The organism is Streptococcus oralis, from assembly GCF_006175905.1.
GTDB lineage: Bacteria > Bacillota > Bacilli > Lactobacillales > Streptococcaceae > Streptococcus > Streptococcus oralis_BG.
Genome location: NZ_SSNB01000001.1, coordinates 811,331 through 836,620 on the forward strand (window position 1 = coordinate 811,331; position 25,290 = coordinate 836,620).

Annotated in this window: 38 protein-coding genes; all 38 read left to right on the forward strand. The window is 42.0% G+C overall.

The window, feature by feature from the left end:
- Window positions 1-394: 394 nt before the first annotated feature.
- The 38 genes from E7Y33_RS09645 to rpsM all read left to right on the forward strand — a co-directional run bounded on the left by E7Y33_RS09645 (window position 395) and on the right by rpsM (window position 25,283).
- Window positions 395-1,516, forward strand: coding sequence for an NAD-dependent epimerase/dehydratase family protein (locus E7Y33_RS09645; RefSeq protein ID WP_419865822.1), 1,122 nt, complete (start codon window positions 395-397; stop codon window positions 1,514-1,516).
- Window positions 1,491-2,306 (forward strand): MBL fold metallo-hydrolase, encoded by an 816-nt coding sequence (locus tag E7Y33_RS04040; protein ID WP_139689720.1) that lies wholly within the window; start codon window positions 1,491-1,493, stop codon window positions 2,304-2,306. Before E7Y33_RS09645 ends, E7Y33_RS04040 begins: the two co-directional genes overlap by 26 nt.
- Window positions 2,284-3,546, forward strand: coding sequence for a F390 synthetase-related protein (locus E7Y33_RS04045; RefSeq protein WP_138100886.1), 1,263 nt, complete (start codon window positions 2,284-2,286; stop codon window positions 3,544-3,546). The genes E7Y33_RS04040 and E7Y33_RS04045 overlap by 23 nt, the downstream gene beginning before the upstream one ends.
- A 14-nt stretch (window positions 3,547-3,560) precedes the next feature.
- On the forward strand, window positions 3,561-4,505 hold the full coding sequence (locus E7Y33_RS04050) for a 3-oxoacyl-[acyl-carrier-protein] synthase III C-terminal domain-containing protein (protein WP_139689721.1): 945 nt from the start codon (window positions 3,561-3,563) through the stop codon (window positions 4,503-4,505).
- Window positions 4,506-4,640: 135 nt separating this feature from the next.
- Complete coding sequence (cls, locus tag E7Y33_RS04055; protein ID WP_139689722.1) at window positions 4,641-6,173, forward strand: cardiolipin synthase; 1,533 nt, start codon at window positions 4,641-4,643, stop codon at window positions 6,171-6,173.
- 74 nt (window positions 6,174-6,247) lie between these two features.
- Window positions 6,248-6,391 carry a hypothetical protein gene (locus E7Y33_RS09440; protein ID WP_162837248.1) on the forward strand — a complete coding sequence of 48 codons (144 nt, stop codon included), beginning with the start codon at window positions 6,248-6,250 and terminating at the stop codon, window positions 6,389-6,391.
- A 35-nt stretch (window positions 6,392-6,426) separates the two neighbouring features.
- The gene (locus E7Y33_RS04060; RefSeq protein WP_139689723.1) at window positions 6,427-7,944 is read left to right on the forward strand and encodes a damage-inducible protein CinA; all 1,518 of its coding nucleotides are present in this window, start codon (window positions 6,427-6,429) and stop codon (window positions 7,942-7,944) included.
- Window positions 7,945-8,073: 129 nt separating this feature from the next.
- On the forward strand, window positions 8,074-10,281 hold the full coding sequence (gene nrdD, locus E7Y33_RS04065; RefSeq protein WP_161976032.1) for an anaerobic ribonucleoside-triphosphate reductase: 2,208 nt from the start codon (window positions 8,074-8,076) through the stop codon (window positions 10,279-10,281).
- 11 nt (window positions 10,282-10,292) lie between these two features.
- Window positions 10,293-10,433 carry a hypothetical protein gene (locus tag E7Y33_RS09445; protein WP_000521618.1) on the forward strand — a complete coding sequence of 47 codons (141 nt, stop codon included), beginning with the start codon at window positions 10,293-10,295 and terminating at the stop codon, window positions 10,431-10,433.
- A 37-nt stretch (window positions 10,434-10,470) separates the two neighbouring features.
- Window positions 10,471-10,971 (forward strand): GNAT family N-acetyltransferase, encoded by a 501-nt coding sequence (locus tag E7Y33_RS04075; RefSeq protein WP_139689725.1) that lies wholly within the window; start codon window positions 10,471-10,473, stop codon window positions 10,969-10,971.
- 4 nt (window positions 10,972-10,975) lie between these two features.
- The gene (nrdG, locus tag E7Y33_RS04080) at window positions 10,976-11,572 is read left to right on the forward strand and encodes an anaerobic ribonucleoside-triphosphate reductase activating protein (protein WP_139689726.1); all 597 of its coding nucleotides are present in this window, start codon (window positions 10,976-10,978) and stop codon (window positions 11,570-11,572) included.
- The gene (locus tag E7Y33_RS04085) at window positions 11,569-12,195 is read left to right on the forward strand and encodes a uridine kinase family protein (protein WP_139689727.1); all 627 of its coding nucleotides are present in this window, start codon (window positions 11,569-11,571) and stop codon (window positions 12,193-12,195) included. Before nrdG ends, E7Y33_RS04085 begins: the two co-directional genes overlap by 4 nt.
- 265 nt (window positions 12,196-12,460) lie before the next feature.
- The gene (gene rpsJ, locus E7Y33_RS04090; RefSeq protein WP_001284513.1) at window positions 12,461-12,769 is read left to right on the forward strand and encodes a 30S ribosomal protein S10; all 309 of its coding nucleotides are present in this window, start codon (window positions 12,461-12,463) and stop codon (window positions 12,767-12,769) included.
- Between the two features lie 82 nt (window positions 12,770-12,851).
- On the forward strand, window positions 12,852-13,478 hold the full coding sequence (rplC, locus tag E7Y33_RS04095; RefSeq protein ID WP_000160197.1) for a 50S ribosomal protein L3: 627 nt from the start codon (window positions 12,852-12,854) through the stop codon (window positions 13,476-13,478).
- A 24-nt stretch (window positions 13,479-13,502) separates the two neighbouring features.
- Window positions 13,503-14,126 (forward strand): 50S ribosomal protein L4, encoded by a 624-nt coding sequence (rplD, locus tag E7Y33_RS04100; RefSeq protein WP_000024537.1) that lies wholly within the window; start codon window positions 13,503-13,505, stop codon window positions 14,124-14,126.
- Complete coding sequence (locus E7Y33_RS04105; RefSeq protein ID WP_001055347.1) at window positions 14,126-14,422, forward strand: 50S ribosomal protein L23; 297 nt, start codon at window positions 14,126-14,128, stop codon at window positions 14,420-14,422. The genes rplD and E7Y33_RS04105 overlap by 1 nt, the downstream gene beginning before the upstream one ends.
- A 17-nt stretch (window positions 14,423-14,439) precedes the next feature.
- Window positions 14,440-15,273: a 50S ribosomal protein L2 gene (gene rplB, locus E7Y33_RS04110; RefSeq protein ID WP_023939675.1), complete on the forward strand. Its 834-nt coding sequence runs from the start codon at window positions 14,440-14,442 to the stop codon at window positions 15,271-15,273.
- 103 nt (window positions 15,274-15,376) lie between these two features.
- Window positions 15,377-15,658, forward strand: coding sequence for a 30S ribosomal protein S19 (gene rpsS / locus E7Y33_RS04115; protein WP_000533766.1), 282 nt, complete (start codon window positions 15,377-15,379; stop codon window positions 15,656-15,658).
- A gap of 11 nt (window positions 15,659-15,669) precedes the next feature.
- Window positions 15,670-16,014, forward strand: a complete 345-nt coding sequence (gene rplV / locus E7Y33_RS04120) for a 50S ribosomal protein L22 (RefSeq protein ID WP_000818137.1) — start codon at window positions 15,670-15,672, stop codon at window positions 16,012-16,014.
- A 12-nt stretch (window positions 16,015-16,026) separates the two neighbouring features.
- Window positions 16,027-16,680 carry a 30S ribosomal protein S3 gene (gene rpsC / locus E7Y33_RS04125; protein WP_000529936.1) on the forward strand — a complete coding sequence of 218 codons (654 nt, stop codon included), beginning with the start codon at window positions 16,027-16,029 and terminating at the stop codon, window positions 16,678-16,680.
- Between the two features lie 3 nt (window positions 16,681-16,683).
- Window positions 16,684-17,097: a 50S ribosomal protein L16 gene (gene rplP / locus E7Y33_RS04130; protein ID WP_000960946.1), complete on the forward strand. Its 414-nt coding sequence runs from the start codon at window positions 16,684-16,686 to the stop codon at window positions 17,095-17,097.
- A gap of 9 nt (window positions 17,098-17,106) precedes the next feature.
- Window positions 17,107-17,313, forward strand: a complete 207-nt coding sequence (gene rpmC / locus E7Y33_RS04135) for a 50S ribosomal protein L29 (protein ID WP_000772918.1) — start codon at window positions 17,107-17,109, stop codon at window positions 17,311-17,313.
- A gap of 24 nt (window positions 17,314-17,337) precedes the next feature.
- Window positions 17,338-17,598 (forward strand): 30S ribosomal protein S17, encoded by a 261-nt coding sequence (gene rpsQ, locus E7Y33_RS04140; RefSeq protein WP_000440801.1) that lies wholly within the window; start codon window positions 17,338-17,340, stop codon window positions 17,596-17,598.
- Window positions 17,599-17,623: 25 nt separating this feature from the next.
- Window positions 17,624-17,992 (forward strand): 50S ribosomal protein L14, encoded by a 369-nt coding sequence (gene rplN / locus E7Y33_RS04145; protein WP_000616545.1) that lies wholly within the window; start codon window positions 17,624-17,626, stop codon window positions 17,990-17,992.
- Window positions 17,993-18,174: 182 nt separating this feature from the next.
- Entirely contained in the window at window positions 18,175-18,480 is a 306-nt protein-coding gene (rplX, locus tag E7Y33_RS04150; RefSeq protein ID WP_000497691.1) for a 50S ribosomal protein L24, read from the forward strand.
- 23 nt (window positions 18,481-18,503) lie between these two features.
- On the forward strand, window positions 18,504-19,046 hold the full coding sequence (gene rplE, locus E7Y33_RS04155; RefSeq protein ID WP_000013542.1) for a 50S ribosomal protein L5: 543 nt from the start codon (window positions 18,504-18,506) through the stop codon (window positions 19,044-19,046).
- 17 nt (window positions 19,047-19,063) lie between these two features.
- A complete protein-coding gene (locus tag E7Y33_RS04160; protein WP_001085697.1) occupies window positions 19,064-19,249 on the forward strand; it encodes a type Z 30S ribosomal protein S14 in 186 nt (61 codons plus the stop codon).
- Window positions 19,250-19,462: 213 nt separating this feature from the next.
- Window positions 19,463-19,861, forward strand: a complete 399-nt coding sequence (gene rpsH / locus E7Y33_RS04165) for a 30S ribosomal protein S8 (protein WP_000245504.1) — start codon at window positions 19,463-19,465, stop codon at window positions 19,859-19,861.
- A 186-nt stretch (window positions 19,862-20,047) separates the two neighbouring features.
- On the forward strand, window positions 20,048-20,584 hold the full coding sequence (gene rplF, locus E7Y33_RS04170) for a 50S ribosomal protein L6 (RefSeq protein ID WP_000086626.1): 537 nt from the start codon (window positions 20,048-20,050) through the stop codon (window positions 20,582-20,584).
- An 83-nt stretch (window positions 20,585-20,667) separates the two neighbouring features.
- Window positions 20,668-21,024, forward strand: coding sequence for a 50S ribosomal protein L18 (gene rplR, locus E7Y33_RS04175; RefSeq protein ID WP_000624044.1), 357 nt, complete (start codon window positions 20,668-20,670; stop codon window positions 21,022-21,024).
- A 17-nt stretch (window positions 21,025-21,041) separates the two neighbouring features.
- A complete protein-coding gene (rpsE, locus tag E7Y33_RS04180) occupies window positions 21,042-21,536 on the forward strand; it encodes a 30S ribosomal protein S5 (protein WP_000874204.1) in 495 nt (164 codons plus the stop codon).
- Between the two features lie 13 nt (window positions 21,537-21,549).
- Window positions 21,550-21,732, forward strand: coding sequence for a 50S ribosomal protein L30 (rpmD, locus tag E7Y33_RS04185; protein WP_000057241.1), 183 nt, complete (start codon window positions 21,550-21,552; stop codon window positions 21,730-21,732).
- Between the two features lie 144 nt (window positions 21,733-21,876).
- The gene (rplO, locus tag E7Y33_RS04190) at window positions 21,877-22,317 is read left to right on the forward strand and encodes a 50S ribosomal protein L15 (RefSeq protein ID WP_000766089.1); all 441 of its coding nucleotides are present in this window, start codon (window positions 21,877-21,879) and stop codon (window positions 22,315-22,317) included.
- 12 nt (window positions 22,318-22,329) lie between these two features.
- Window positions 22,330-23,640 carry a preprotein translocase subunit SecY gene (gene secY, locus E7Y33_RS04195; protein ID WP_139689728.1) on the forward strand — a complete coding sequence of 437 codons (1,311 nt, stop codon included), beginning with the start codon at window positions 22,330-22,332 and terminating at the stop codon, window positions 23,638-23,640.
- Between the two features lie 145 nt (window positions 23,641-23,785).
- Window positions 23,786-24,424 (forward strand): adenylate kinase, encoded by a 639-nt coding sequence (locus tag E7Y33_RS04200; RefSeq protein WP_001050433.1) that lies wholly within the window; start codon window positions 23,786-23,788, stop codon window positions 24,422-24,424.
- A gap of 116 nt (window positions 24,425-24,540) precedes the next feature.
- The gene (gene infA / locus E7Y33_RS04205; protein WP_001029883.1) at window positions 24,541-24,759 is read left to right on the forward strand and encodes a translation initiation factor IF-1; all 219 of its coding nucleotides are present in this window, start codon (window positions 24,541-24,543) and stop codon (window positions 24,757-24,759) included.
- A gap of 24 nt (window positions 24,760-24,783) precedes the next feature.
- Window positions 24,784-24,900, forward strand: a complete 117-nt coding sequence (gene rpmJ / locus E7Y33_RS04210; protein WP_001808836.1) for a 50S ribosomal protein L36 — start codon at window positions 24,784-24,786, stop codon at window positions 24,898-24,900.
- A gap of 17 nt (window positions 24,901-24,917) precedes the next feature.
- Complete coding sequence (gene rpsM, locus E7Y33_RS04215; protein ID WP_000090781.1) at window positions 24,918-25,283, forward strand: 30S ribosomal protein S13; 366 nt, start codon at window positions 24,918-24,920, stop codon at window positions 25,281-25,283.
- Window positions 25,284-25,290: the final 7 nt, after the last annotated feature.

The following is a 25,290-nucleotide window of genomic DNA, read 5'->3' on the forward strand; positions in this document are numbered from 1 at the left end:
ACAGTTGTCAGCTAGCCTTGATTTGATCAATGTGGTTTCAGATCAATTAGTGCAAGAGTGGCAGGAAAATCGACCAGATATTGTGATTGCGGACTTTATAACCCTCTCTGGAGGACTTGTAGCGGAACAGTTGAATATTCCCTGGATTACCACGATGGCGACACAGTTTGCCATTGAAACGACAGATGGACCGCCTTGTTTCTTTGGAGGAATGGGCAGTCCAAAAACATCTTTCCAATCTGCCCAGCAATGGCTAGGAAGAAAAGGGACTCGTTTAGGGAAACGAATCGTAAGCTTTTTATTGAGAGAACGATTGAAACGTTACGATTTTAAGCTCTACAATCAGAAAGGTCAGGAAACCATCTATTCACCCTATTCCATCTTGGGGATTGGGATGAAAGAGTTGGAGCTGAAAAGTGGTTTTCCAGAGCACTACCTTTGGGTGGGACCTTTTGGCTCTTCGATTGAGAGGGCAGAAAATTATCCCCTCGATTTGTCTCCTTATGCAGGTTATAAGAAGGTCCTTGTCTCCTGCGGCACTCAGCTAGCATGGGCCAAAGACAATCTCCTCTACCAGACCCAACAATTGGCAGAAGCACATCCGGACTGTCACTTCTTTGTGACTCTGGGGTTTGGCGGACAAGACTTCCAATGTGAAGAGCTCATGGACAATGTTTCTGTGGTATCCTATCTTCCCTATAAGGAATACATTCCTCAGATGGATTATGTGATTCATCATGGTGGTGCAGGTATTTTTTACCAGTGTATCATCTATGGTAAGCCTGCCTTGATTCTCCCCCATGACTATGATCAGTATGACTATGCAGTTCGTGGATTAGAGGCTGGTATTCAGCGTTTGGTTTATGTGTCCTCGCCTAGCATCTATGCTGCTCCTCGAGATCAGCTAGCTATCAAAGAAAGTGCTGCGCCTCAGGAAAATAATCTGAACAACTACATTCGTAGTAAGCTGGCTTCGGAGAAGCTGTTTAAGGATTATCCCGATGTTTCGAGTATTATTTTACGACCTCGTGGGCTTTTTGGGATTGGGGATACCAGTATTTTGCCCCGAGTTCTCAAACTCAGTCAGAAGATTGGCATTCCCTTGATAGGGGACGGTCGTCAGCTCATGGATATGACCTGTGTGGAAAATGTTGCTTTGGCCATTCGCTTGGCACTAGAGACCCCTCAAGCTAGTGGTGAAGTATATAACATCACCAATGGAGAACCAAGGGAATTTAGGAGTCTGATAGAAGAAACCTTGAGAGGGCTAGGCTATCCGATAACATACAGAAGAGTACCAGCTCCTCTTCTTTCAGTTATTGCTACTAGTTTAGAGTTTCTGTATAAGGTCTTGAAACTCAAAGGTGAACCGCCTCTGACACGCTATACCTATTATCTGCTCCGTTATAGTCAGACGCTGGACATCAGCAAGGCGGAGCGAGACTTGGGTTATCGCCCTCAAATCAGTATTTCGGAAGGGATTGAACAATATGTCCAAGATTATCGAAAGCATTGATTATTTCCCAGCAGGCTACTGTACCAGCTACACAGGTTTGCTATTTAAGGGAGTCAAGAATCAAAAGATGACCTTTCCAGCAGGTGTTTTTCTTATCAAACACAGGGACAAGGGCTATCTCCTCTATGACACAGGCTATCATTACGATATTAAGACCCGGCTTCGCTATGGTTTCTATCGGCTAGGAACGCCCGTTCAAATGACGGAGAAGGACCAGATTTCACGTTTGCTGGAAGCGAAGGGAATCAAACCAGAAGAAATTAACTATGTTCTTCTATCACACCTACATCCAGATCATCTGGGAGGAGCTAGTTTCTTTCCTCATGCAACCTTTATCTTGACAAAAGAAGTATATGAAGTCTACCAAAAACCCAAGTTGAAAGACTTGATTTTCAAGGAGTTTTTACCAGCTTCTTTTGAGAAAAATCTAACCATTATCAGAGCTGACCAGCAAGTTTCAACTTTTCCCTATCGTCCGATTTGTGATCTTTTCGGAGATGGCAGTATCCTAGTAGCCTCTGTTGATGGGCATGCTAGGGGGCAAGCCTGTCTATATTTTCCAGATCTTAATCTCCTTATTGCAGCGGACCTCTGTTGGGGAATTGACCTCTTACCTTACACCAAGCAGATGCACCTGATTCCTTCCTTGGTCCAGGATAATAAGACCGACTATATCAGGGGGACAGAGTTTCTGGAGGAAGTCTTAAAAGCCGGTATTGGGGTAGTTGTTAGCCATGATCCTGTAGAAAGGATAGAGTCAATCTTACATGAAAAAAATAACCTTTCTTAAAACCTTTATCCAAACTCGTTGGCTTCATCATTTCAAATCTCGAGAAGCTGTAGAAAACTATCAGAAAAAGCAATTAGCCAACTATATGGACTTTTTAAAGCGAGAGTCTCCCTACTTTAAAAATGGGGTTCCTAGCAACTTTGACCATATGGACAAGGCTTTTATGATGGAACATTTTAATGAGCTCAACACCCAAGGAGTGGATAGAGATGAAGCCTTATCCTTAGCTATTGAAAGCGAGAAGACCCGTGATTTCACTGAACTTAAAGGGGAAGTGGCCGTCGGTCTATCTTCAGGGACATCTGGACATCGGGGGCTCTTTATCACAACAGAGAAAGAGCGAAGTATGTGGGCTGCGGCTATCTTGGCAAAGATGTTGCCCAAGGGGCAGCTTTTTGGACACCGCATCGCCTTTTTCCTGAGAGCTGATAATGAACTCTATCAGACCATCAATACGGCGCTCATTCGTCTAGAGTATTTTGATATTTTCAAACATACAGATGAGCATATAGAGCGACTCAACAACTATCAACCAACGATTATTGTGGCGCCAGCCTCGATGTTGATTGAATTGAGCAAGCGTCTCAAGGATGGAGAGTTAGCTATTCACCCACAAAAAATCGTTTCGGTGGCGGAAATCTTGGAAGATAGTGATAGGGGACGGATCGCAGAAGCCTTTTCTCTATCCATCATTGACCAAGTTTATCAGGCGACAGAAGGTTTCCTAGCCTGCACTTGCTCAGCTGGTAATCTACATCTCAACGAAGACATTATATTTGTGGAAAAGCAGTATCTAGATGACCGCCGTTTTTATCCAGTGATTACGGACTTTAAGCGAAGTAGTCAGCCTGTTTATCGCTACCAGCTCAATGATATCTTGGTTGAAAATCCGGAGCCTTGTTCCTGTGGCTCCTACTATACACGGATTGACAAGGTCGAAGGACGTTCTGATGATATCTTCTACTTTGAAGGGCAGAATGGCGGGCAGGTAACCATCTATCCAGACTTTATCAGGCGTTGCATCCTCTTTGTGGAGAATGTAGGAGATTATCAAGTTAAGCAACATTCCGAGAAATTAGTGGAAGTTTGTTTAAGCCGACGAGATGAGGACGTAGAGACAGCAATTTTAGCACAGTTCCAACTCTTGGCCCAGCAAAAAGAGTTCATAGTTCCTCAAATCCAATTTTCAGATTATCACTGGGATACTAGCCGTAAACTCAAACGTATCCAACGTTTATGAAAGGAAAAAAGACAATGACAGAAGTAAAAAGACATGTAGAAATCGCAGGTTATGGCATTTGCCTTCCAAAGCATACAGTTCAATTTAAAGACCAGACCCGTTATCGTGTAGTTGAAAATGAAGAAACGCAACTCGACTTGGCAGAAGAAGCTATCCACCGTGCACTTGAACATGCAAATTTGGATATTAAAGATATCGATTGCCTTGTATCAGCTAGTGCAGTTGGTGTTCAGCCTATTCCTTGTACGGCTGCCTTGATTCATGAGCGCGTGGCAAAAGGACTCTCAATTCCAGCAATGGACATCAATACAACTTGTACCAGCTTTATTTCTGCTCTATCGACTATGTCCCACTTGATTGAGGCGGGCGAATACAATCGTGTCTTGATTGTGTCTAGTGAGGTTGGTAGTTTAGGGCTCAATCCCAAGCAGAAAGAAAGTTTTGAACTCTTTAGTGATGGGGCAGCAGCCTTTATTTTCCAAAAAAGTCATCAGGAAAAAGGGGTCATTGCTAGTCTCCAACGTACTTGGTCAGAAGGGGCTCACGATACGGAGATTCGTGGAGGTCTGACTTCTTTTCAACCAAAAGAGTACTCTGAAGCGACGAAGACCAACTATATGTTTGACATGAAGGGGAAGAAAATCCTCCTCTTGTCTGCTCGTAAAATCCCAGTCATGTTTGAAGAGTTTCAAGAAAAAACACAGCTAGCCTTGGCAGACGTGGACTATATCATTCCTCACCAAGCAAGTCGTGCTCTTCCTTTGGTCATGGAAAAACTAGGTGTGGCTGAGGATCAGTACCTCAATCTCGTCACTGACTATGGAAATATGGTGTCAGTCTCTGTACCGTTTGGCTTGGCTTATTCTTTGGAGCATGGACTTATCAAGGAGGGAGATGTCGTCTACCTTATGGGGACTGCAGCTGGTATGACGGTCAATATGTTGGCTTTGAAATTGTAATAATCATCTAAACACGGAACGACTGGAACTTGAGCAAAGGTAAAAGGTTGCCATCTACCCCTGAACTGAGGTATACTAGTAGAAACATTAGTTTATCAAGCAGTTAAGGAGAATGTTAGAAAAGAAAGGGGATGTATGACAGCTAGAAAAATGCAGCTACTCATGTCCAAATATGGTTTCAGTATTACCATCATGTTGGCAGAGTTGTTTATCGTCTTTGGTTTATTTCTCTATCTAGGGCAAATGGCTCCAATTGTCTGGATTATCCTAGTCATTTTAGTGAGTTTAGCGACCATTGTATCGATTGTCAATCGGTCTATGAATCCTGAGAGTAAGGTAACATGGCTGTTAGTAGCCTTTGTACCAGTGTTTGGACCCTTGCTCTATATCATGTTTGGAGAACGCCGTTTATCTAAAAAAGAAATGAAGCAGCTAAAGCAGCTCCAATCAATGGTTGATCGAGAGGACAATAGCAGAGCTCTCCGTTTGGAGTTAAAAGAGCAGGACAAGTCAGCTTACGGAGTTATCAAATCTCTCCTCAGCATGGATACGAATGCTGATGTCTATGATCGAACGGATACACAATTTTTTGCATCTGGTGAAAGCATGTGGCATCAGATGCTAGAGGATCTCAAGAAAGCTGAGAAGTTTATCTTTCTCGAATACTATATCATCGAAGAAGGTTTGATGTGGAATAGTATTTTGGAGATTTTGGAAGAAAAGGCAGCTCAAGGAGTAGAGGTGAAGCTTCTCTATGATGATATTGGTTGTATGGCAACCTTACCTGGAGATTACACCGTCCAGCTTCGTGGTCGAGGGATTGAAGCCCACAAATTTAACAAGGTGATTCCACGTTTGACCGTTGCTTATAACAACCGTGACCACCGTAAAATCATGATTATTGATGGGCAGATTGCCTATACAGGTGGTGTCAATCTGGCCGATGAGTATATCAACCATATCGAACGTTTTGGTTACTGGAAGGATAGTGGGATTCGTTTGGATGGACCAGCAGTTAAGGCTTTTACCAGACTTTTTTTATCTGCATGGTATATCAACCGTGGAGAGATTAGTGACTTTGACCAATACCATCTAGAAAATCACCCCAGAGACGGGATGGGGCTCTGTATTCCCTATAGCAGTGGGCCAAAACCCATCTACAGAGCTCAAGTTGGAAAAACGGTCTACCAAAATCTTATCAATCAAGCTACAGATTACGTCTATATCACGACTCCCTATCTGATTGCGGACTATGATCTCACCGAAAGTATCAAAAATGCAGCATTGAGAGGGGTAGATGTGCGAATTGTGACACCGTGTATCCCAGATAAGAAGGTTATTCAGTTAGTTACTCGAGGAGCCTATCCAGACTTGTTATCTGCAGGGGTTCGTATTTATGAGTACAGTCCGGGATTCCTTCATAGCAAGCAAATGCTTGTCGATGGAGAGGCAGCTACTGTGGGGACCATCAATTTTGACTATCGGAGCTTGCTCCACCACTATGAAAATGCCGTCTTACTTTATAGAACGCAGTCCATCATCGATATTGAAAGAGACTTCGAAGAGATTTTTAAAGTTTCTCAAGAAATTTATCCTCACACTATCAAAACCAGCTGGTATCAAAGCCTAATCAAGGAAATTGTCCAGTTGTTTGCACCTATGCTCTAACTATCGACCAAGATCTAGCCCAAGGCTGGATCTTATTTTTTCTTCTTACGAATAGATAGGTAAAGGAGAAAACAATGCTCAATCTAGAAGATGAAGATTTTTTTAAAGAGTATAAAGCTAGTAGGTTACATCGTTTTCGTGAAATCGAACGCTTTGCGATATTGGATAAGAAATTAAGCAAATATCAATCCCAAGCTGACATTCCTGTAAGATTTTGATATACTAAAACAGATAAACTTAGAGGAGAAATTGAATGAACGTATACGGGAAAATAGATGAGAAACAAGAAGAATCTCATTACCAAGACTGGTCAGTGCCAGAGAAACGAGAAGGAGCTCCCATTCCCTTTTTTAGTATTTTGCTTTGGAGTTTAGTGGCCACAGCCATTTCGGTTGCCCTGCCTTTTATTTTTGGTTTAGTCAGTCCGCAACAAACTCAGGATCTTTATACCGGTTGGGCCTTGCATCAAAATGGTCAAATGTATACAGATTATTTTGGGACGGAGGGATTGCTCTATTATGTGCTAACCTACCTTTTTCAAGGCAGTATTCTGATTGCTTTGGTTGAGTGGTTGGCCTTGTTTGGAGCAGGTGTTTTTCTTTTTAAGGCTGCGAATACTCTTGCCGGCCAAGAAAAGGAAGCGAAGCGAGTTGTCTTTATTTTATACTTGCTTGTAGCGGGTCTCGCTTTTGGTGGCGGTTATGCTCTTTTGCTAGCCCTGCCTTTCCTATTTTATTCATTGAGTATCGTTACAAATTATCTAGCTTTTCCAAAGGACGACAAAGGATTTGTACGAGTGGGGATGAGCCTTGCTCTCGCTTTCTTCCTTGCGCCAATCCCAACCGCCTTGTTTGCGGCTGTACTGGCCTTGGGGATTATCGGCTTTAATCTAGGCAAAGGTCACTTTGTTCATGGTCTATATCAGTTCTTTGCGTCAGCCCTAGGATTTTCACTCTTATTCTATCCTTTAGGCTACTATACAGTGTGGACAGGTAGTTTTGGAGATGCCATTAGTCAGACCTTGTATCCGGTAAATACTCTTAGCATCTTTTCAAACTCGCATTTGCTTGAAAATGCAGCCTTCTACGGCTTACTTGCCATTGGGCTAGGTTCCCTTAGTTTGCTCTTTGCAGGTTTGTTCCAGTCAAAACCAGCCAAGCAATATGCCTTATCGATTGCTGCTAGCTTGGGATTGTTGGTTTCTTTGGGAATCTTGATTCTCTCTAATGAACCTGTCAACGGTACTCGTCTTGTGGTGCTAATTCCTTTCTTGGTCTTGCTCCTTCTGACAGGAATCAAGGAAGATGTTTCTGAGGGAGGGAGTCGTCGTAGAAGAAGACGTGAGAAACAAACTTCTTTCCTTAAAGGAAATTTCTATCTACCACTGATTGCCCTTGCCTACCTCATTGTTCTTCCTATTGTGAGTCGCTACCTTTCGCACCCAGCGACTTATCGGGAGAGAGAACGTCTTGCCAGCGTGGTCAAACAACAAACGAGTTCTGAGGATCGTGTCTATGCTTGGGATGATCGTCCAGATTTCTACCGTACAAGTGAACGCTTGGCGCCGACTTCTCTATCAACTCCAACACTTTATACTGCAAGCGATGAAAATAAAACCAAACTGATGAATGACCTGAAAGAGAATCAACCGAAGATGATTGTGGTCAATCAAAAAGTTGCCTTGTGGTCAGATGTAGAGAGCTGGCTCAGTGAAAACTATGAGCTTGTTCAAACAGATACTAGCGAGTTCAAACTATATAAATCAAAATAACAAAAAATCAATATCTTGTGGAATTTTAAAAAATTTGGGATTTTTAACACAAGATATTGATTTTTATTTTTAGAGTGGTATAATACTGAATATAAACAATTCAACAATATTTTAGAAAAGAGCATGGATATGATTGTATTAGAAGAAAAGCTTGCAACCGTTCCCACCTTGTTCGTTGAAAAACGAGATGGTAGACGAGTGGTGTTTGATGTAGACAAGATTGACAAGGCTCTCCACAAGGCGGCGGAAAAGGTTATGGACGTTACGCCTCTAGTAGAAAAACGCCTAAATGGTCTAGTTGAAAGAATCGTCACTGAAATTCACAGTCGCTTCCCTCAAGGTGTCAAGATTTACGAAATTCAAAATGTCGTAGAACATGAACTCCTTGAAGCCAAAGAATATTCGCTAGCTGAGGAGTATATCACTTATCGGACACAAAGGGATTTTGAGCGCTCAAAAGCGACAGATATCAACTTTAGTATCCATAAACTTCTCAATAAAGATCAAGCAGTTGTCAATGAAAATGCCAATAAAGACAGCGATGTCTTCAACACCCAACGTGATTTGACAGCAGGGATTGTTGGGAAGTCAATCGGGCTGCAAATGCTTCCTAAGCACGTAGCTAATGCTCACCAAAAAGGGGATATCCACTATCATGACTTGGACTACAGCCCCTACACTCCGATGACCAACTGCTGTTTGATTGATTTTAAAGGCATGTTGGAAAATGGTTTTAAGATTGGGAATGCAGAGGTAGAGAGTCCCAAGTCTATCCAGACTGCGACAGCTCAGATTTCCCAAATCATCGCTAATGTAGCATCTAGCCAGTACGGGGGCTGTTCAGCTGACCGTATCGATGAAGTCTTGGCACCTTATGCGGAGAAGAATTACCAAAAGCACCTCAAGGATGCCGAAGAGTGGGTCCTACCTGATAAACGGGAAGCTTACGCTTGGAAGAAAACCCAAAAAGACATCTACGATGCCATGCAATCTCTTGAGTATGAAATCAACACTCTCTTCACTTCAAATGGACAAACACCTTTTACTTCGCTCGGTTTTGGTTTAGGAACTAGTCGTTTTGAGCGGGAAATTCAAAAAGCTATCTTGACCATTCGTATCAAGGGTCTTGGTTCAGAACATCGAACAGCCATCTTCCCTAAACTCATCTTTACGTTGAAAAGAGGACTCAATTTAGAAGAAGGTTCACCTAACTACGACATCAAACAGTTGGCTCTTGAGTGTGCAACCAAGCGGATGTACCCAGATGTCTTGTCCTATGATAAGATTATCGAGCTGACAGGCTCCTTCAAGGTTCCTATGGGATGCCGTTCTTTCCTCCAAGGATGGAAGGATGAGAATGGTGTTGAGGTCAATTCAGGTCGTATGAACCTAGGTGTTGTGACAGTCAATCTGCCTCGTATCGCTCTCGAGTCCGAAGGTGACTTGAACAAGTTCTGGGAAATCTTCAACGAGCGAATGAACATCGCGGAGGATGCTCTGGTTTATCGTGTTGAACGAACCAAGGAAGCAACACCGGCAAATGCCCCGATCCTTTATCAGTATGGAGCCTTTGGTCGCCGTCTTGGAAAAGAAGAAAGTGTTGACCAACTCTTTAAGAATCGCCGTGCGACAGTTTCGCTAGGCTATATCGGCTTGTATGAAGTGGCGACTGTCTTCTTTGGCAATAGCTGGGAACACAATCCAGAAGCCAAGGAATTCACTCTTGACATCATTCGTGATATGAAACGTCGGGTGGAAGAGTGGTCAGATCAATATGATTACCATTTCTCTATCTACTCCACACCGTCTGAAAGTTTGACAGATCGCTTCTGTCGCTTGGATACAGAGAAGTTCGGCTCTATTCCTGATATCACGGACAAGGAATACTACACCAACTCTTTCCACTATGATGTCCGTAAAAATCCAACACCGTTTGAAAAACTGGATTTTGAAAAAGTCTATCCAGAAGCAGGTGCGTCAGGTGGCTTTATCCACTATTGTGAGTATCCAGTTCTTCAACAAAATCCTAAGGCCTTGGAAGCTGTCTGGGACTATGCCTATGACCGTGTTGGCTATCTAGGAACCAATACTCCGATTGACCGCTGTTACAAGTGTGATTTTGAAGGGGATTTCGAACCGACTGAGAGAGGCTTTGCTTGTCCCAACTGTGGCAATAGCGACCCTAAAACAGTAGACGTGGTCAAACGTACGTGTGGTTATCTGGGAAATCCTCAAGCGCGTCCGATGGTTAACGGACGTCACAAGGAAATCGCTGCGCGTGTCAAACACATGAACGGTTCAACCATTAAAACAGCCGGACATGAAGTAACAAATTAGAAGGAAATGGAATGGGGAAATACCAATTAGACGATAAGGGACGCGCACAAGTGACCCGTTATCATGAAAAACATTCGAAAGGTGGAGCTGGTAAAAAAGAACGCTTGCTCAATCTTAGAGAACAATTTTTAAATAAGAACAAGAAAAAGTGAGAGTCCGCTCTCGCTTTTCTCTTAATTGGAGGTAAAAATGATACTACGCAGACCAAGATTGGCAGATAAAGAAGCAGTTTTAGAGATGATGGCAGAGTTTGAACAGACTCAATCAGCCCACGATGGTGGGTTTTGGAACGCCAACAATTTTGTTTATGAAGAGTGGCTAGAAGAAAATCCTCAAGTGGAAGCGGGCCTCAATATTCCTGAAAACTGGGTCCCTGCTATCCAGCTGGTTAGTTTTGACGTAGCAGGCCAGGCTCTTGGCTTTCTCAACCTTCGTCTCCGATTAAATGACTACTTACTAGAAAATGGGGGCCATATTGGCTACTCCATTCGTCCATCAGAAAGAGGCAAGGGCTATGCAAAAGAGTCCCTCCGACAAGGTTTACAAGTTGCTAAGGAAAAGAATATTAAAAAAGCGCTTGTGACCTGCAGTGTGGAAAATCCGGCTAGCAGAGCGGTGATTGTGGCAAATGGTGGGGTGTTTGAGGATGTTCGAAATGGTGTAGAACGTTACTGGATAGATTTGGAGTAAAAGGATGACATGGAATACACCAAAACCAGGTGAATGGAAAAGTGAGGAACTTAGTAAAGGACGGATCATTGATTATAAGGCCTTTAACTTTGTCGATGGAGAAGGTGTGCGAAACTCTCTCTATGTATCAGGTTGCATGTTTCACTGCGAAGGGTGCTATAATGTTGCGACTTGGTCTTTCAACGCAGGCATTCCCTATACGGCAGAATTAGAAGAACAAATCATGACAGACCTTGCCCAGCCCTATGTTCAAGGATTGACCTTACTGGGAGGAGAGCCATTCCTCAATACGGGCATTCTCCTGCCTCTCGTGAAACGCATTCGGAAGGAATTACCAGATAAAGACATCTGGTCCTGGACAGGTTATACTTGGGAAGAAATGATGCTGGAGACTCCAGACAAACTGGAACTCTTGTCGCTGATTGACATCCTTGTCGATGGTCGTTATGACAAAAGCAAGCGCAATCTTATGCTCCAGTTCCGAGGTTCTTCCAATCAACGAATTATCGATGTGCAAAAATCCCTCAAAAGTGGGCAAGTAGTGATTTGGGACAAGCTTAATGACGGAAAAGAAAGCTATGAGCAGGTGAAGAGAGAATGAAGAAAAAAGACCTGATAGAACAACTGGTTTCAGAGATTGAAACGGGAAGAGTTAGGACACTGGGGATCTACGGTCATGGGGCTTCGGGTAAATCAACCTTTGTACAGGAATTATATCAAGCTTTAGATTCTACTACAGTAAATTTACTAGAAACAGATCCCTATATCACCTCAGAACGTCACCTGGTAGTACCAAAGCAAGCACCAAATCAAAAGGTGACAGCTTGTCTCTCAGTGGCGCATGAACTGGCAAGTTTACAGAGAGATATTCTCGCCTTGCAGGCAGGTATGGATGTCTTAACAATCGATGAACCGTGGAAGGCTAGTGAAATCTTATCTGGAGCCAAGCCGATTCTGATTGTTGAAGGGATGTCTGTGGGCTTTCTACCCAAGGAACTCTTTGACAAAACCATCTGTTTCTACACGGATGAGGAGACCGAATTAAAGAGGCGCTTAGCTCGAGATACGACTATGAGAAATCGCGATGCATCTTTTGTATTAGCTAGCCATCAGATGAGACGGGAGCAGTATCTGCGATACTATAGAGAGACCGAGTCTAAAGCGGACATTTTAGTAGATCAATCAGAAGATACATTCAAGGTCAAAATGGCACACATTATATAGAAGAAAAGGTAGTTTTTTATAGTTATAAATCCGTAATTTTGAAAAGATAAAAAGAGAAAACAGTTTCATCTTAAAAAAACGAAAAAAAGCTTACAAATCCCTTGCAATCGCAGGGGCTTTGTGTTATTCTATTATGGTGCTGTAAATTACAGCCTTAGCTTTGATGCAAGAGGTTGCGACACGCTCGGTTGCATTGCCACGCAACGCGCGTCGGTTTTCTTGTGGAGCTAGCCTATTATCTTAAATAGACGAAAAGGAGAAAAAGATGGCAAACAAAAAAATCCGTATCCGTTTGAAAGCTTACGAACACCGTACGCTTGACACAGCGGCTGCAAAAATCGTAGAATCAGCTACTCGTACAGGTGCACAAGTTGCGGGTCCAATCCCACTTCCAACTGAGCGTAGCCTCTACACAATTATTCGTGCGACTCACAAATACAAAGACTCTCGCGAACAATTTGAAATGCGTACACACAAACGTTTGATCGATATCGTTAACCCAACTCAAAAAACAGTTGATGCTTTGATGAAATTGGATCTTCCAAGTGGTGTAAACGTAGAAATCAAACTTTAATCTAAAGCTTGATACCTTGAGCATAAAAAACGCTCGTTAAAAACTTTTTGAATAAAAAATATAGAAAAGGAACTATTTTCTCATGACAAAAGGAATCTTAGGGAAAAAAGTGGGAATGACTCAAATCTTCACTGAAGCTGGCGAATTGATCCCTGTAACAGTTATTGAAGCAACTCCAAACGTTGTTCTTCAAGTTAAAACTGTTGAAACAGACGGATACAACGCTATCCAAGTTGGTTTCGATGACAAACGCGAAGTATTGAGCAACAAACCTGCTAAAGGACATGTAGCGAAAGCTAACACGGCTCCTAAGCGCTTCATTCGTGAATTCAAAAACGTTGAAGGCTTGGAAGTTGGTGCTGAAATTACAGTTGAAACATTCGCAGCTGGAGACGTTGTTGACGTAACTGGTACTTCTAAAGGTAAAGGTTTCCAAGGTGTCATCAAACGCCACGGACAATCACGTGGACCAATGGCACACGGTTCTCGTTACCACCGTCGTCCAGGTTCTATGGGACCTGTTGCACCTAACCGCGTATTCAAAGGTAAAAACCTTGCAGGACGCATGGGTGGCGACCGCGTAACAATTCAAAACCTTGAAGTTGTACAAGTTGTTCCAGAAAAGAACGTTATCCTTATCAAAGGTAACGTACCAGGTGCTAAGAAATCTCTTATCACTATCAAATCAGCAGTTAAAGCTGGTAAATAATAAAGAAAGGGGAAATCAGTCACAATGGCAAACGTAACATTATTTGACCAAACTGGTAAAGAAGCTGGCCAAGTTGTTCTTAACGATGCAGTATTTGGTATTGAACCAAATGAATCAGTTGTGTTTGATGTGATCATCAGCCAACGCGCAAGCCTTCGTCAAGGAACACACGCTGTTAAAAACCGCTCTGCAGTATCAGGTGGTGGACGCAAACCATGGCGTCAAAAAGGAACTGGACGTGCTCGTCAAGGTTCTATCCGCTCACCACAATGGCGTGGTGGTGGTGTTGTCTTCGGACCAACTCCACGTTCATACGGCTACAAACTTCCACAAAAAGTTCGTCGCCTAGCTCTTAAATCAGTTTACTCTGAAAAAGTTGCTGAAAACAAATTCGTAGCTGTAGACGCTCTTTCATTTACAGCTCCAAAAACTGCTGAATTTGCAAAAGTTCTTGCAGCATTGAGCATCGATTCTAAAGTTCTTGTTATCCTTGAAGAAGGAAATGAATTCGCAGCTCTTTCAGCTCGTAACCTTCCAAACGTGAAAGTTGCAACTGCTACAACTGCAAGTGTTCTTGACATCGCAAATAGCGACAAACTTCTTGTCACACAAGCAGCTATCTCTAAAATCGAGGAGGTTCTTGCATAATGAATTTGTATGATGTTATCAAAAAACCTGTTATCACTGAAAGTTCAATGGCTCAACTTGAAGCAGGAAAATATGTATTTGAAGTTGACACTCGTGCACACAAACTTTTGATCAAGCAAGCTGTTGAAGCTGCTTTCGAAGGTGTTAAAGTTGCCAACGTTAACACAATCAACGTAAAACCAAAAGCAAAACGTGTTGGACGTTACACTGGTTTTACTAACAAAACTAAAAAAGCTATCATCACACTTACAGCTGATTCAAAAGCAATCGAGTTGTTTGCTGCTGAAGCTGAATAATCTAAGGAGGAAATATCGTGGGAATTCGTGTTTATAAACCAACAACAAACGGTCGCCGTAATATGACTTCTTTGGATTTCGCTGAAATCACAACAAGCACCCCTGAAAAATCATTGCTTGTTGCTTTGAAGAGCAAGGCTGGTCGTAACAACAACGGTCGTATCACTGTTCGTCACCAAGGTGGTGGACACAAACGTTTCTACCGTTTGGTTGACTTCAAACGTAACAAAGACAACGTTGAAGCAGTTGTTAAAACTATCGAGTACGATCCAAACCGTTCTGCAAACATCGCTCTTGTACACTACACTGACGGTGTGAAAGCATACATCATCGCTCCAAAAGGTCTCGAAGTTGGTCAACGTATCGTTTCAGGTTCTGAAGCAGATATCAAAGTCGGAAACGCTCTTCCACTTGCTAACATCCCAGTTGGTACTTTGATCCACAATATCGAGTTGAAACCAGGTCGTGGTGGAGAATTGGTACGTGCAGCTGGAGCTTCTGCTCAAGTATTGGGTCAAGAAGGTAAATACGTTCTTGTTCGTCTTCAATCTGGCGAAGTACGTATGATCCTTGGAACTTGTCGTGCTACAGTTGGTGTTGTCGGAAACGAACAACATGGACTTGTGAACCTTGGTAAAGCAGGACGTAGCCGTTGGAAAGGTATCCGCCCAACAGTTCGTGGTTCTGTAATGAACCCTAACGATCACCCACACGGTGGTGGTGAAGGTAAAGCGCCAGTTGGTCGTAAAGCACCATCTACTCCATGGGGCAAACCTGCTCTTGGTCTTAAAACTCGTAACAAGAAAGCGAAATCTGACAAACTTATCGTTCGTCGTCGCAACGAGAAATAATAGTAAACTAGTCGCCTAAGCAACTAGGAAATCCGCCAGCTCGGTAGCGCTCCATGTGAGCGCAAGCCGCTGTGGTACAACATTTAAAGGAGAAAATATAAAAATGGGACGCAGTCTTAAAAAAGGACCTTTCGTCGATGAGCATTTGATGAAAAAAGTTGAAGCTCAAGCTAACGACGAAAAGAAAAAAGTTATCAAAACTTGGTCACGTCGTTCAACGATCTTCCCAAGTTTCATTGGTTACACTATTGCAGTTTATGACGGACGTAAACACGTACCTGTTTACATCCAAGAAGACATGGTAGGTCACAAACTTGGTGAATTTGCACCAACTCGTACTTACAAAGGTCACGCTGCAGACGACAAGAAAACACGTAGAAAATAAGGAGAACATAAATGGCAGAAATTACTTCAGCTAAAGCAATGGCTCGTACAGTACGTGTTTCACCTCGTAAATCACGTCTTGTTCTTGACAACATCCGTGGTAAAAGCGTAGCTGATGCTATTGCAATCTTGACATTCACACCAAACAAAGCTGCTGAAATCATCTTGAAAGTTTTGAATTCAGCTGTAGCTAACGCTGAAAACAACTTTGGTTTGGACAAAGCTAACTTGGTAGTATCTGAAGCATTCGCAAACGAAGGACCAACTATGAAACGTTTCCGTCCACGTGCGAAAGGTTCAGCTTCACCAATCAACAAACGTACAGCTCACATCACTGTGGCTGTTGCAGAAAAATAAGGAGGTAACATCGTGGGTCAAAAAGTACATCCAATTGGTATGCGTGTCGGCATCATCCGTGATTGGGATGCCAAATGGTATGCTGAAAAAGAATACGCGGATTACCTTCATGAAGATCTTGCAATCCGTAAATTCGTTCAAAAAGAACTTGCTGACGCAGCAGTTTCAACTATCGAAATTGAACGCGCAGTAAACAAAGTTAACGTTTCACTTCACACTGCTAAACCAGGTATGGTTATCGGTAAAGGTGGTGCTAACGTTGATGCACTCCGTGCAAAACTTAACAAATTGACTGGAAAACAAGTACACATCAACATCATCGAAATCAAACAACCTGATTTGGATGCTCACCTTGTAGGTGAAGGAATTGCTCGTCAATTGGAGCAACGTGTCGCTTTCCGTCGTGCACAAAAACAAGCAATCCAACGTGCAATGCGTGCTGGAGCAAAAGGGATCAAAACTCAAGTATCAGGTCGTTTGAACGGTGCAGATATCGCCCGTGCTGAAGGATACTCTGAAGGAACTGTTCCACTTCACACACTTCGTGCAGATATCGATTACGCTTGGGAAGAAGCAGATACTACATACGGTAAACTTGGTGTTAAAGTATGGATCTACCGTGGTGAAGTTCTTCCAGCTCGTAAAAACACTAAAGGAGGTAAATAACCAATGTTAGTACCTAAACGTGTTAAACACCGTCGTGAATTCCGTGGAAAAATGCGCGGTGAAGCAAAAGGTGGAAAAGAAGTAGCATTCGGTGAATACGGTCTTCAAGCTACAACTAGCCACTGGATCACTAACCGCCAAATCGAAGCTGCTCGTATCGCCATGACTCGTTACATGAAACGTGGTGGTAAAGTTTGGATTAAAATCTTCCCACACAAATCATACACTGCTAAAGCTATCGGTGTGCGTATGGGATCTGGTAAAGGGGCACCTGAAGGTTGGGTAGCACCAGTTAAACGTGGTAAAGTGATGTTCGAAATCGCTGGTGTATCTGAAGAGATTGCTCGCGAAGCGCTTCGTCTTGCAAGCCACAAATTGCCAGTTAAATGTAAATTCGTAAAACGTGAAGCAGAATAAGGAGAAGGCATGAAACTTAATGAAGTAAAAGAATTTGTTAAAGAACTTCGTGGTCTTTCTCAAGAAGAACTCGCGAAGCGCGAAAACGAATTGAAAAAAGAATTGTTTGAACTTCGTTTCCAAGCTGCTACTGGTCAATTGGAACAAACAGCTCGCTTGAAAGAAGTTAAAAAACAAATCGCTCGTATCAAAACAGTTCAATCTGAAGCGAAATAATAGACTAGGGAAGGAGAAATTTCAATGGAACGCAATAATCGTAAAGTTCTTGTTGGACGTGTTGTATCTGACAAAATGGACAAGACAATCACAGTTGTAGTTGAAACAAAACGTAACCACCCAGTCTATGGTAAACGTATTAACTACTCTAAAAAATACAAAGCACATGATGAAAACAATGTTGCCAAAGAAGGCGATATCGTACGTATCATGGAAACTCGTCCGCTTTCAGCTACAAAACGTTTCCGTCTTGTAGAAGTTGTTGAAGAAGCGGTCATCATCTAATCAAACCTGAAAGGAGAAAACTGAAATGATTCAAACAGAAACTCGTTTGAAAGTCGCAGACAACAGCGGTGCGCGCGAAATCTTGACTATCAAAGTTCTTGGTGGTTCAGGACGTAAATTTGCAAACATCGGTGATGTTATCGTGGCATCTGTAAAACAAGCTACTCCTGGTGGTGCGGTTAAAAAAGGTGACGTTGTAAAAGCTGTTATCGTTCGTACTAAATCAGGTGCTCGTCGTGCTGATGGTTCATACATCAAATTTGACGAAAACGCAGCAGTTATCATCCGTGAAGACAAAACTCCTCGCGGAACACGTATCTTTGGCCCAGTTGCACGTGAATTGCGTGAAGGTGGCTTCATGAAGATCGTGTCACTTGCTCCAGAAGTACTTTAATTTGTTGCTCAAAGAAAATTAAAACAAGTCTAGGAAGTAAGACGAAAGCATAACTTAAGTTAGGTGAGTTGAAACTGACGAAGGATTGCTTTGATTTTCGCAGAGCAAAAACAAACAAACTAGTCCCCTAGCTTCAGGCTAGGGTGCCCTTATGGGCGTAAGAAAAATCAAGGAGAAACCTAATGTTTGTAAAAAAAGGCGACAAAGTTCGCGTAATCGCTGGTAAAGATAAGGGAACAGAAGCTGTTGTCCTTACTGCCCTTCCAAAAGTAAACAAAGTTATCGTTGAAGGTGTTAACATCGTTAAGAAACACCAACGTCCAACTAACGAGCTTCCTCAAGGTGGTATCATCGAGAAAGAAGCAGCTATCCACGTATCAAACGTTCAAGTTTTGGACAAAAATGGTGTAGCTGGTCGTGTTGGTTACAAATTTGTAGACGGTAAAAAAGTTCGCTACAACAAAAAATCAGGCGAAGTGCTTGATTAATCACGAAGGAAAGGAGAAGTATAATGGCAAATCGTTTAAAAGAAAAATATCTTAATGAAGTAGTTCCTGCTTTGACAGAACAATTCAACTACTCATCAGTGATGGCTGTGCCTAAAGTAGATAAGATCGTTTTGAACATGGGTGTTGGTGAAGCTGTATCAAACGCTAAAAGTCTTGAAAAAGCTGCTGAAGAATTGGCACTTATCTCAGGTCAAAAACCACTTATCACTAAAGCTAAAAAATCAATCGCCGGCTTCCGTCTTCGTGAAGGTGTAGCGATCGGTGCAAAAGTTACCCTTCGTGGTGAACGTATGTACGAATTCTTGGACAAATTGGTTTCAGTTTCACTTCCACGTGTGCGTGACTTCCACGGTGTTCCAACAAAATCATTTGATGGACGCGGAAACTACACACTTGGTGTGAAAGAACAATTGATCTTCCCAGAAATCAACTTTGATGACGTTGACAAAACTCGTGGTCTTGACATCGTTATCGTAACAACTGCTAACACTGACGAAGAGTCACGTGCATTGCTTACAGGCCTTGGAATGCCTTTTGCAAAATAATATAGGAGGTAAATCTAATGGCTAAAAAATCAATGATTGCTAAGAACAAACGTCCAGCGAAGTTCTCTACTCAAGCTTATACTCGTTGTGAAAAATGTGGTCGTCCACATTCAGTTTACCGCAAATTTAAACTTTGCCGTGTTTGCTTCCGTGAATTAGCTTACAAAGGACAAATTCCTGGTGTAACAAAAGCATCTTGGTAATATCATGATACAAAGAGCGTAACAACCACAGCAAAAATAGGAAATTTGGAGAAGGAGCGATGCTCCAAAACAAATTTATCTTTTTTGCACAGGTTGTAGCTCGTGTTCAAATAAGAGTTCTCTCATTTGAATGTGTCAATACTATCTGAGCCCAGCTCAATCATTAACTAGCAAGTGCAACTTGCAAACTACTAGTAAGAGGAGAAAAACAAAATGGTTATGACTGACCCAATCGCAGATTTCCTAACTCGTATTCGTAACGCTAACCAAGCGAAACACGAAGTACTTGAAGTACCTGCATCAAACATCAAAAAAGGGATTGCTGAAATCCTTAAACGCGAAGGTTTTGTTAAGAACGTAGAAATCATCGAAGATGACAAACAAGGCATCATCCGTGTATTCCTTAAATACGGACCAAACGGTGAAAAAGTTATCACTAACTTGAAACGTGTTTCTAAACCAGGGCTTCGTGTCTACAAAAAACGTGAAGATCTTCCAAAAGTTCTTAACGGACTTGGAATTGCTATCCTTTCAACTTCTGAAGGTTTGCTTACTGATAAAGAAGCTCGCCAAAAGAATGTTGGTGGTGAGGTTATCGCTTACGTTTGGTAATATTTAGCTCCCAATTTCTTTGTGACTCTTCGTTATCGTCTCTTGCCTAACCCAAAGTTATGCCTGCGAGACGATGTCTAGATTCACTTTGAAATTGAAATCTAAATGTTCCTTTAATCGAGAAATCGATTTAACCCCGTGAAAACTGGCTGTAATGGCCTGACAATCTAACAGGAGAAAATAAACATGTCACGTATTGGTAATAAAGTTATCGTGTTGCCTGCTGGTGTTGAAATCACTAACAATGACAACGTTGTAACTGTAAAAGGACCTAAAGGAGAACTTACTCGTGAGTTCTCAAAAGATATTGAAATTCGTGTGGAAGGTACTGAAGTAACTCTTCACCGTCCAAACGATTCAAAAGAAATGAAAACAATCCACGGAACTACTCGTGCCCTTTTGAACAACATGGTTGTTGGTGTATCAGAAGGATTCAAGAAAGAACTTGAAATGCGTGGGGTTGGTTACCGTGCACAACTTCAAGGATCTAAACTTGTTTTGGCTGTTGGTAAATCTCATCCAGACGAAGTTGAAGCTCCAGAAGGAATTACTTTTGAACTTCCAAACCCAACAACAATCGTTGTTAGCGGAATTTCAAAAGAAGTAGTTGGTCAAACAGCTGCTTACGTACGTAGCCTTCGTTCACCAGAACCATATAAAGGTAAAGGTATCCGTTACGTTGGTGAATTCGTTCGCCGTAAAGAAGGTAAAACAGGTAAATAATGTTGAGTGGTTGATTTTTAATCACCAACCTATTTTCCAACTTAGTGCATAGCACACGATTTAAAACTAAAGAGGTGAAAACTGTGATTTCTAAACCAGATAAAAACAAACTCCGCCAAAAACGCCACCGTCGCGTTCGCGGAAAACTCTCTGGAACTGCTGATCGCCCACGTTTGAACGTATTCCGTTCTAATACAGGCATCTACGCTCAAGTGATTGATGACGTAGCGGGTGTAACGCTCGCAAGTGCTTCAACTCTTGACAAAGAAGTTTCAAAAGGAACTAAAACTGAACAAGCCGTTGCTGTCGGTAAACTCGTTGCAGAACGTGCAAACGCTAAAGGTATTTCAGAAGTGGTGTTCGACCGCGGTGGATATCTATATCACGGACGTGTGAAAGCTTTGGCTGATGCAGCTCGTGAAAACGGATTGAAATTCTAATAGGAGGACACTAGAAAATGGCATTTAAAGACAATGCAGTTGAATTAGAAGAACGCGTAGTTGCTGTCAACCGTGTTACAAAAGTTGTTAAAGGTGGACGTCGTCTTCGTTTCGCAGCTCTTGTTGTTGTTGGTGACCACAACGGTCGCGTAGGATTTGGTACTGGTAAAGCTCAAGAAGTTCCAGAAGCAATCCGCAAAGCAGTGGAAGATGCTAAGAAAAACTTGATTGAAGTTCCTATGGTTGGGACAACAATCCCACACGAAGTTCTTTCAGAATTCGGTGGAGCTAAAGTATTGTTGAAACCTGCTGTAGAAGGTTCTGGAGTTGCCGCTGGTGGTGCAGTTCGTGCCGTTGTGGAATTAGCAGGTGTGGCAGATATTACATCTAAATCACTTGGTTCTAACACTCCAATCAACATTGTTCGCGCAACTGTTGAAGGTTTGAAACAATTGAAACGCGCTGAAGAAGTTGCTGCCCTTCGTGGTATTTCAGTTTCTGATTTGGCATAAGAAAGGGGATAAAATGGCTCAAATTAAAATTACTTTGACTAAGTCTCCAATCGGACGCATTCCATCACAACGTAAAACTGTTGTAGCACTTGGACTTGGCAAATTGAACAGCTCTGTTATCAAAGAAGACAACGCTGCTATCCGTGGTATGATCACTGCAGTATCTCACTTGGTAACAGTTGAAGAAGTAAACTAATGAATTTTTAGGGGATGTGGCAATACTCATCCCCTAAAACTAGGTATAGTCATCTAAGATGACCATGTATAGGCGAGTTGATAAGGGAGACAACCTTTTCTCTCTTATCGGCGCTAGCATTTTACAAAAGAGGAGAAAATAATAATGAAACTTCATGAATTGAAACCTGCAGAAGGTTCTCGTAAAGTACGTAACCGTGTTGGTCGTGGTACTTCATCAGGTAACGGTAAAACATCTGGTCGCGGTCAAAAAGGTCAAAAAGCTCGTAGCGGTGGCGGAGTTCGCCTTGGTTTTGAAGGTGGACAAACTCCATTGTTCCGTCGTCTTCCAAAACGTGGATTCACTAACATCAACGCTAAAGAATACGCAATTGTAAACCTTGACCAATTGAACGTCTTTGAAGACGGTGCAGAAGTAACTCCAGTTGTACTTATCGAAGCAGGAATTGTGAAAGCTGAAAAATCAGGAGTTAAAATTCTTGGTAACGGTGAGTTGACTAAGAAATTGACTGTGAAAGCAGCTAAATTCTCTAAATCAGCTGAGGAAGCTATCACTGCTAAAGGTGGTTCTGTAGAAGTCATCTAAGAGAGGTGACCCATGTTTTTTAAATTACTAAAAGAAGCGCTCAAGGTTAAACAAGTTCGATCAAAAATTCTCTTTACAATTTTTATCATTCTTGTTTTCCGTATTGGGACAAGTATTACTGTTCCAGGTGTGAATGCGAAAAGTTTAGAAGCTCTCAGTGGTTTATCTTTCTTGAACATGCTTAGTCTTGTTTCAGGGAATGCCATGAAGAATTTCTCCGTTTTCGCACTCGGTGTAAGTCCGTATATCACTGCTTCCATCGTTGTTCAATTGCTACAAATGGATATTTTACCGAAGTTTGTAGAATGGGGCAAACAAGGGGAAGTAGGACGGAGAAAACTAAACCAAGCTACTCGTTATATTGCACTTGTACTTGCATTTGTTCAATCTATCGGGATCACAGCAGGGTTTAATACTCTATCTGGAGCGAAATTATTAACGACAGCTTTAACACCACAAGTCTTTGTTACTATCGGTATTATCCTCACAGCAGGTAGTATGATTGTAACTTGGCTCGGGGAACAAATTACAGATAAAGGATACGGAAACGGTGTTTCTATGATCATCTTTGCAGGTATTGTCGCTTCAATCCCTGAAATGATTAAAGGAATCTATGTTGACTACTTCGTCAATATTCCAAGTAGCCGTTTGACTTCATCTATTATCTTTGTCGTTATTTTGATTATCGCTGTCTTGTTGATTGTATACTTTACAACCTATGTTCAACAGGCAGAATATAAAATTCCAATCCAATATACAAAAGTTGCTCAAGGAGCCCCATCTAGTTCATACCTTCCATTGAAGGTGAACCCGGCGGGGGTTATCCCAGTTATCTTTGCAAGTTCCATTACAGCAGCACCTGCAGCCATTCTTCAATTTTTGAGTGCTACAGGTCATGATTGGGCTTGGGTACGTACAGCACAGGAAATGTTATCTACAACAGCTCCAACAGGTGTTGCTATGTATGCCTTGCTAATCATTCTCTTTACATTCTTCTATACATTTGTACAGATCAATCCAGAGAAAGCAGCAGAAAACTTACAAAAGAGTGGAGCCTACATTCATGGTGTCCGTCCTGGTAAGGGAACTGAAGAATTCATGTCGAAACTTCTTCGTCGCCTTGCGACTGTCGGATCGATCTTCCTAGGTGTGATTTCAATCTTGCCGATTGTGGCAAAAGATGTCTTTGGTCTTTCAGAAGCTGTTGCTTTTGGGGGAACTAGTCTTTTGATCATTATCTCAACAGGTATTGAAGGAATCAAACAGCTAGAAGGTTACCTATTGAAACGTAAGTATGTTGGTTTCATGGATAAAACAGAATAAAAGCAAGATTACTTTTGCTTAGAGAGTGGAGTATGAAGATCTATCTATCAGAGAGATTTTCGTCTCCCCTCTTCTATTTTGTTTTTAAATAGGGGTTGAAACAAATTTCTACTTCTATTTAAATACAAAATAAGGAGATCCTATCATGAATCTTTTGATTATGGGCTTACCTGGAGCAGGTAAGGGAACGCAAGCAGCTAAAATTGTGGAGCAATTCCACGTGGCACACATTTCAACTGGAGATATGTTCCGTGCTGCTATGGCAAATCAAACTGAAATGGGTGTACTTGCGAAGTCATATATTGACAAAGGTGAGTTGGTTCCAGATGAAGTTACAAATGGAATCGTTAAAGAACGCCTTTCACAGGACGACATCAAGGAAACAGGTTTCTTGTTGGATGGTTACCCACGTACGATTGAACAAGCCCATGCCTTGGACAAAACATTGGCGGAACTTGGTATCGAACTAGAAGGCGTGATCAATATCGAAGTGAATCCAGATTGTCTCTTGGAACGTTTGAGTGGTCGTATCATCCACCGCGAAACAGGTGAAACCTTCCACAAAGTTTTCAACCCACCAGTTGACTATAAAGAGGAAGATTACTACCAACGTGAAGATGATAAACCTGAGACAGTGAAGCGTCGTTTGGATGTGAATATCGCCCAAGGTGAACCAATCATTGCTCACTACCGTGCCAAAGGTTTGGTCCACGATATCGAAGGAAATCAAGATATCAATGATGTGTTCAAAGACATCGAAAAAGTATTGACAAATTTGAAATAAAGCGTTTTTCACACTTGCAAAAAATCGCTACAAATGTTATACTGAGATAGTCTGACTTATAATTGTTGTCTCTGTTTTCAGAGGCATCGAATCGAAATTTATGGAGGTGCTTTTGCGTGGCAAAAGACGATGTGATTGAAGTTGAAGGCAAAGTAGTCGATACAATGCCTAACGCAATGTTTACGGTTGAACTTGAAAATGGACATCAGATTTTAGCAACAGTTTCTGGTAAAATTCGTAAAAACTATATTCGTATTTTAGCGGGAGATCGTGTTACTGTCGAGATGAGTCCATATGACTTGACACGTGGACGTATCACTTACCGCTTTAAATAATCGAAAAACTTGGAGGGATAAGAAATGAAAGTAAGACCATCGGTCAAACCAATTTGCGAATACTGTAAAGTAATTCGTCGTAATGGTCGTGTTATGGTAATTTGCCCAGCAAATCCAAAACACAAACAACGTCAAGGATAAGATAGAAAGGAGAAAACATGGCTCGTATTGCTGGAGTTGACATTCCAAATGACAAACGCGTAGTAATCTCATTGACTTACGTTTATGGTATCGGACTTGCAACATCTAAGAAAATTTTGGCTGCTGCTGGAATCTCAGAAGATGTTCGTGTACGTGACCTTACATCAGATCAAGAAGATGCTATCCGTCGTGAAGTGGATGCAATCAAAGTTGAAGGTGACCTTCGTCGTGAAGTAAACTTGAACATCAAACGTTTGATGGAAATCGGTTCTTACCGTGGTATTCGTCACCGTCGTGGACTTCCTGTCCGTGGACAAAACACTAAAAACAACGCTCGCACTCGTAAAGGTAAAGCTGTTGCGATTGCTGGTAAGAAAAAATAATATAGGA

What these genes read in the sequence shown, in the direction of transcription:
- E7Y33_RS09645 (WP_419865822.1), top strand. Translation starts at nt 395, where the DNA reads ATGAAAGAGTTGGAGCTGAAAAGTGGTTTTCCAGAGCACTACCTTTGG.
- E7Y33_RS04040 (WP_139689720.1), top strand. Translation starts at nt 1,491, where the DNA reads ATGTCCAAGATTATCGAAAGCATTGATTATTTCCCAGCAGGCTACTGT.
- E7Y33_RS04045 (WP_138100886.1), top strand. Translation starts at nt 2,284, where the DNA reads ATGAAAAAAATAACCTTTCTTAAAACCTTTATCCAAACTCGTTGGCTT.
- E7Y33_RS04050 (WP_139689721.1), top strand. Translation starts at nt 3,561, where the DNA reads ATGACAGAAGTAAAAAGACATGTAGAAATCGCAGGTTATGGCATTTGC.
- cls (WP_139689722.1), top strand. Translation starts at nt 4,641, where the DNA reads ATGACAGCTAGAAAAATGCAGCTACTCATGTCCAAATATGGTTTCAGT.
- E7Y33_RS09440 (WP_162837248.1), top strand. Translation starts at nt 6,248, where the DNA reads ATGCTCAATCTAGAAGATGAAGATTTTTTTAAAGAGTATAAAGCTAGT.
- E7Y33_RS04060 (WP_139689723.1), top strand. Translation starts at nt 6,427, where the DNA reads ATGAACGTATACGGGAAAATAGATGAGAAACAAGAAGAATCTCATTAC.
- nrdD (WP_161976032.1), top strand. Translation starts at nt 8,074, where the DNA reads ATGATTGTATTAGAAGAAAAGCTTGCAACCGTTCCCACCTTGTTCGTT.
- E7Y33_RS09445 (WP_000521618.1), top strand. Translation starts at nt 10,293, where the DNA reads ATGGGGAAATACCAATTAGACGATAAGGGACGCGCACAAGTGACCCGT.
- E7Y33_RS04075 (WP_139689725.1), top strand. Translation starts at nt 10,471, where the DNA reads ATGATACTACGCAGACCAAGATTGGCAGATAAAGAAGCAGTTTTAGAG.
- nrdG (WP_139689726.1), top strand. Translation starts at nt 10,976, where the DNA reads ATGACATGGAATACACCAAAACCAGGTGAATGGAAAAGTGAGGAACTT.
- E7Y33_RS04085 (WP_139689727.1), top strand. Translation starts at nt 11,569, where the DNA reads ATGAAGAAAAAAGACCTGATAGAACAACTGGTTTCAGAGATTGAAACG.
- rpsJ (WP_001284513.1), top strand. Translation starts at nt 12,461, where the DNA reads ATGGCAAACAAAAAAATCCGTATCCGTTTGAAAGCTTACGAACACCGT.
- rplC (WP_000160197.1), top strand. Translation starts at nt 12,852, where the DNA reads ATGACAAAAGGAATCTTAGGGAAAAAAGTGGGAATGACTCAAATCTTC.
- rplD (WP_000024537.1), top strand. Translation starts at nt 13,503, where the DNA reads ATGGCAAACGTAACATTATTTGACCAAACTGGTAAAGAAGCTGGCCAA.
- E7Y33_RS04105 (WP_001055347.1), top strand. Translation starts at nt 14,126, where the DNA reads ATGAATTTGTATGATGTTATCAAAAAACCTGTTATCACTGAAAGTTCA.
- rpsS (WP_000533766.1), top strand. Translation starts at nt 15,377, where the DNA reads ATGGGACGCAGTCTTAAAAAAGGACCTTTCGTCGATGAGCATTTGATG.
- rplV (WP_000818137.1), top strand. Translation starts at nt 15,670, where the DNA reads ATGGCAGAAATTACTTCAGCTAAAGCAATGGCTCGTACAGTACGTGTT.
- rplP (WP_000960946.1), top strand. Translation starts at nt 16,684, where the DNA reads ATGTTAGTACCTAAACGTGTTAAACACCGTCGTGAATTCCGTGGAAAA.
- rpmC (WP_000772918.1), top strand. Translation starts at nt 17,107, where the DNA reads ATGAAACTTAATGAAGTAAAAGAATTTGTTAAAGAACTTCGTGGTCTT.
- rpsQ (WP_000440801.1), top strand. Translation starts at nt 17,338, where the DNA reads ATGGAACGCAATAATCGTAAAGTTCTTGTTGGACGTGTTGTATCTGAC.
- rplN (WP_000616545.1), top strand. Translation starts at nt 17,624, where the DNA reads ATGATTCAAACAGAAACTCGTTTGAAAGTCGCAGACAACAGCGGTGCG.
- rplX (WP_000497691.1), top strand. Translation starts at nt 18,175, where the DNA reads ATGTTTGTAAAAAAAGGCGACAAAGTTCGCGTAATCGCTGGTAAAGAT.
- rplE (WP_000013542.1), top strand. Translation starts at nt 18,504, where the DNA reads ATGGCAAATCGTTTAAAAGAAAAATATCTTAATGAAGTAGTTCCTGCT.
- E7Y33_RS04160 (WP_001085697.1), top strand. Translation starts at nt 19,064, where the DNA reads ATGGCTAAAAAATCAATGATTGCTAAGAACAAACGTCCAGCGAAGTTC.
- rpsH (WP_000245504.1), top strand. Translation starts at nt 19,463, where the DNA reads ATGGTTATGACTGACCCAATCGCAGATTTCCTAACTCGTATTCGTAAC.
- rplF (WP_000086626.1), top strand. Translation starts at nt 20,048, where the DNA reads ATGTCACGTATTGGTAATAAAGTTATCGTGTTGCCTGCTGGTGTTGAA.
- rpsE (WP_000874204.1), top strand. Translation starts at nt 21,042, where the DNA reads ATGGCATTTAAAGACAATGCAGTTGAATTAGAAGAACGCGTAGTTGCT.
- rpmD (WP_000057241.1), top strand. Translation starts at nt 21,550, where the DNA reads ATGGCTCAAATTAAAATTACTTTGACTAAGTCTCCAATCGGACGCATT.
- rplO (WP_000766089.1), top strand. Translation starts at nt 21,877, where the DNA reads ATGAAACTTCATGAATTGAAACCTGCAGAAGGTTCTCGTAAAGTACGT.
- secY (WP_139689728.1), top strand. Translation starts at nt 22,330, where the DNA reads ATGTTTTTTAAATTACTAAAAGAAGCGCTCAAGGTTAAACAAGTTCGA.
- E7Y33_RS04200 (WP_001050433.1), top strand. Translation starts at nt 23,786, where the DNA reads ATGAATCTTTTGATTATGGGCTTACCTGGAGCAGGTAAGGGAACGCAA.
- rpmJ (WP_001808836.1), top strand. Translation starts at nt 24,784, where the DNA reads ATGAAAGTAAGACCATCGGTCAAACCAATTTGCGAATACTGTAAAGTA.
- rpsM (WP_000090781.1), top strand. Translation starts at nt 24,918, where the DNA reads ATGGCTCGTATTGCTGGAGTTGACATTCCAAATGACAAACGCGTAGTA.